The sequence below is a fragment of the Luteitalea sp. genome, assembly GCA_009377605.1.
Lineage (GTDB): Bacteria > Acidobacteriota > Vicinamibacteria > Vicinamibacterales > Vicinamibacteraceae > WHTT01.
In genome coordinates, this window is record WHTT01000175.1 from 1 (window position 1) to 4,337 (window position 4,337).

General features: G+C 65.7%; 3 protein-coding genes and 2 pseudogenes. 2 read left to right on the top strand and 3 right to left on the bottom strand.

The window, feature by feature from the left end; genetic code table 11:
• A pseudogene (locus tag GEV06_28060) lies at positions 1 to 357 on the top strand (IS21 family transposase).
• Positions 358 to 469: 112 nt separating this feature from the next.
• On the opposite strand, the gene GEV06_28065 reads toward GEV06_28060, so the two are convergent.
• The 3 genes from GEV06_28065 to GEV06_28075 are packed head-to-tail and all read right to left on the bottom strand — an operon-like array spanning position 470 to position 3,734.
• A complete protein-coding gene (locus GEV06_28065; protein ID MPZ21714.1) occupies positions 470 to 1,486 on the bottom strand; it encodes a tyrosine-type recombinase/integrase in 1,017 nt (338 codons plus the stop codon).
• Positions 1,483 to 2,472, bottom strand: coding sequence for a tyrosine-type recombinase/integrase (locus GEV06_28070; GenBank protein MPZ21715.1), 990 nt, complete (start codon positions 2,470 to 2,472; stop codon positions 1,483 to 1,485). The genes GEV06_28065 and GEV06_28070 overlap by 4 nt, the downstream gene beginning before the upstream one ends.
• Positions 2,469 to 3,734, bottom strand: coding sequence for a tyrosine-type recombinase/integrase (locus GEV06_28075; protein ID MPZ21716.1), 1,266 nt, complete (start codon positions 3,732 to 3,734; stop codon positions 2,469 to 2,471). Before GEV06_28075 ends, GEV06_28070 begins: the two co-directional genes overlap by 4 nt.
• 139 nt (positions 3,735 to 3,873) lie before the next feature.
• Here GEV06_28075 and GEV06_28080 point away from each other — a divergent pair.
• Positions 3,874 to 4,337 (top strand): annotated as a pseudogene (locus GEV06_28080) (IS21 family transposase).

The following is a 4,337-nucleotide window of genomic DNA, read 5'->3' on the forward strand; positions in this document are numbered from 1 at the left end:
CAGAATGCGATGGCAATCTGGCAGGACCTTGTCGACGACCACGGGTTTCCCGGTCGCTATGCGAGTGTCCGGCGCTTCATTGTCCACCTGCGTGGCCGCACGCCGATCGAGGCGCGGGTCGTGATCACGACGGCGCCCGGGGAAGAAGGCCAGGTGGACTACGGAGATGGGGGACCGATGGTCCGCGACCCGAGCACCCGGAAGTATCGACGCCCGCGCCTCTTCGTCCTGACCCTGGGCTGCTCACGCAAGTCGGTGCGGCTGCTGGTGTGGCGCTCCAGTGCGCAGGTCTGGGCCGAGCTCCACGAACGCGCCTTTCGCCGGCTGGGCGGCACGGTGCGCGTCATCGTCCTCGATTATGTGCCACGCCACATAATCAAGGTTATGTGCCCGCGTTTGATATGTGGCGGCGCCCGCAGGAGGGAGCGCTCGGCACCGGTGGGCCGCGGGAAACTGGACACATAACGATTCACAGAGAAGCCAGCCACGCCAGGAGCGCCTGGTCATCACGCCAGACGGGCGTTCGGCGGGATGAATCCGAGTCGGCCGTGGGCGGCTCGCACAAGCGCAGGGCCGCCTCCTTCATGCGTGTGTTGATTTCCGCGTAGCGATTGGTCGTCTCCAAACTGACGTGACCGAGCCAGCCACGGATCACGTTGACGTCGACGCCCGCTTCGAGCAGATGTACGGCGGCCGTGTGGCGAAAGACATGCGGGCCGACGTGGCGACCGATCGGTGCGGCGCGCTGGACCCGCAATGGGTCGGTATGGCGCCGGACGATCTTGTAGAGGCCGAAGCGCGTGAGGGCACGCGTACCATGGGACGTGAAGAGCGCCCGAGTGGGCTGAGGCGTCGAGCATGCCTCTCGCAGCAGCCGCGTGATCGCATCGACGGTCTGCGACCAGAGCGGGCAGACGCGCCATTTGTCGCCCTTCCCATGCAGGCGCACGCGGGGCTGCGGCCCCAGGTCGAGATGCTCGATGCGCAGGTCGGCAATCTCCTGCACGCGGGCGCCCGTGTTGTAGAGCAGGAGAAAAAGGGCGCGATCACGCAGGGCGTGTCGTCCGTGTGCGGGTAACCGTCGCAAGAGCGTCTCGACTTCGTCGCGCTCCAAGAAGAAGGTCTCCGGGGGCGGCGCACGCTTGACGGCGATCGCGGCCACTTGCTGCGCCACCGCCAAATACTCAGGACATCGACGCGCGAGAAACTCGAAGAAGGCGCGCAGGATCGTCAGGCGGTGATTCCGCGTCCGCCGATGATTGTGTCGCGTCGTCTCGAGATCGTGGAGGAACCGAAGGACGCGATCGAGTGTGAAGGCCTCGCGGGAGATCTGCGTGAGCCGACACGACACGTCGCGCGAGACGAACACGAGAAAGAGGCGAAGCCCGTCTCGGTACGCTTTGACGGACGCCGGCCGCAGCCCTCGCTGGACCGGGAGCTCGTCTGCCAGGAAGGCCTGGACCAGCGCGCCCACGGAGGGGCTCACGACGTCGTCTCCGTAACGGCCGCGTGAGCCCAGTGCTCGAATCGCGCGCTGGCTTCGCCGAGCAGCTCGGGCGTGATGGTCAAATACACCGCCGTGGTGACGGGACTGACGTGGCCGAGGAACGTCGACAGCTGGAGCAGGCGCGTGCTGGGGTCGAGCCCGCTCCGGTACCAGCGCAGCAACGTACCCACCGCAAACGCGTGCCGGAGGTCATGCACGCGCGGGCCCACGGCCCCGTCTGGAATCGAGAGCCCGAGCGCCGGCACGAGATGGTGAAAGGTTTGACTGATGGTCCCAGCACTGACGCCCCGGCCGCCGCGGAGCGAGAACACCGGTGTCGACGGCGAGATCGTCTCGGACGGCCGCGCCCGACGGGCGAGGTGATCGCTCAACACCATGTGGATGCCAGGACCAAAGGGGACGAGACGGCTCTTGTAGAACTTGGTCTGTCGGATGACCAGCAGATCGCGGGTCAGATCGACATCCCCGACGCACAGCCGCGCCACCTCTCCCACCCGCAGTCCCAGCCCATAGAGCAATGTGAAGATGACCCGATAGGTCTTGCCTCGGCACACGGTGCCGCCCTTGTCGGGCAATCGGCTGGCGGTGTCGAGCAGTCGGCGAGCGGTGGCGTCGTCGAAGAGAAACGGCAGCCGCGACTGGGTCGATCGTCGGGGTCGTGCCCGCACGGGCGAAGGCCCGAACTGGTCGTGCGCCGCGAGCCAGTCGAACAGCCGGACGAGTGTCCCGCGCAAGTGGTTATAACTGCGCGGCGCGTGGCGGGGGCGCGAGACGAGGAAGGCGTCCACGACGTCGGGCGTGATCGCGCTGAGCGTCGTGATCGGCTGCGCGATTAGAAACTGATCGAACAGCCGCAGCGACAACTCCTCCACACGGAAGAGACAACCGAGCGCGCGTTTGTGAGCCAGAAATGCATCAATCCCCGGTGCCAGCGGGCCGTGGAAACCGGTCCAGGAGGATTTCATATGACTTCCTCCTTGTCGCCGTACGCCACGTCGCGCAGGGCCTCGACCGCGACCTTGCTGTAGATCTCCGTCGATGACGGACTGCGGTGCCCGACGTAGTCCCCGATGGGCTTGAGCGGCCACCCCGCATCGACGAGGCGCTGGACGCAGGTGTGTCGCAACGTATGCGAGCCTGGACGCGGGACGACAATTTCTGCCTGCCGGAGGTAGTGGGCCGCGCGACAGGACACGGCCGAATGAGTAATCGGCTCGCACGGCGCGAGCGTACGAAAGAAGATCCGGCGGGAGGACGTCGTAGGTCGGCCCGTTTTCAGGTACGCAAGGATTGCCTGGCCCACGAGTGGCGACAACGGATACGCCGTCGAGTGCCCCGCCTTGCGCTCGGGGACGCGCAATCGATCATGACGCCAGTCCACGTCGTCCAGCGTGAGCGCAGCGACCTCCCGTGCCCGCAGACCGTAGGTCACCAGAAGCAGCAGCATCGCGTAGTCACGACGACCCACGACCGTACGCCGATCGACTGTGTCGAGCATGCGGCGCACCTCGTCCCAAGTGATCGACCGCGGGATCGTCGCCAATCGGTACACGGATGGCGCTTCGACGGTGCCGCTCAGGTCGCGGGCGACGAGGCCCTGCCGATGCAGATACCGGAGAAACACTCGGACGATGCCACATCGATCGCGAACACGCGTCCGGTGCAGCCCGCTACGATCGGTGAAGAATCCGCTCACGATCACCGGGGACAGGGCTCGGAGGTCCTCCAGCCCAATCCCGCGCAAATAGGCTTCGAGCTGGCAGAGGTGGTGGGCATACTGAACGACGGTCTCCTCCCGCAGTCCACGCTCGCCACGCAAGTACGCGAAAAACCCTGGCACGCTCTCCGCGAATGGCTCATGGAGGACCCGATGACGCGTGTGGCCCACAAATCCCGGCACCACCAATCGGAGCATCTGCTCGATGGGCCAGCGGATCTCCTGCGTCAAGCGTGGTCGCGGAGCCCCAGGAGCGCGCCGGTGATCCGGTCGCGCTATCCGGTCACTAACGAATGAATCGACGTACGCCGGGAGATCTTCGTAACGCGTTGCGCCTCGCGCCTGCGCGAACGCGCCAAAGTGCATCTGAATCGGTACATACCGCGCGAGATTCCTGGCCGCGTGACCACGCTCAATCAGCCAGATCGCGCACTGCTCGATCGCTGGGCCAAGCCATGATGCACGAATCCGATCGACAGTCTGTGGGCGGGCGAAGTAGCGCTCCAGCATGACAACCTCCTTGCGCCATCGGCGCTCGGTGATCATCTGGCGAAAGAGACGCCTCGTTATGTGGCGGAGATCAGCGGGAAGGAGGCTCCGTTTCGAAGCCGCCGTAGTCGCCGCTACAGATCCGGCCGCGGCACATAACCTCGACAATCTGAAGGAAGGCGTCCTCACCCCGGACATCTACGACCCGGCGCTGAATCCGCTCTATCGCGATGTGCTCACGCACTACGGCGTGGTCGCCCTGCCGTGCCGGGTGGGCGATCCTGATCGCCAAGGGAAGGTCGAAGCCGGCGTCGGCCATGCGCAGAAGACGCCGCTCAAAGGCCTGCGCTTTGAGAGTCTCGACGAGGCGCAAGCGTACTTGGATCGCTGGGAGACGCGCTGGGCCGACACCCGCATCCACGGGACGACGAAGCGGCAAGTCGCGGCGATGTTTGCCGAAGAGCGGCCGGCGCTTGGGCCGCTGCCGCTGGAACCGTTTCGCTACTACCGATACGGCGAACGCACCGTGCACCTCGATGGCTGCGTCGAGGTCGAAGCCGCGTACTACGGCGCGCCACGCGGCTGGATTGGTCAACGCGTCCAGGTGCAGTGGAATGATCTGCA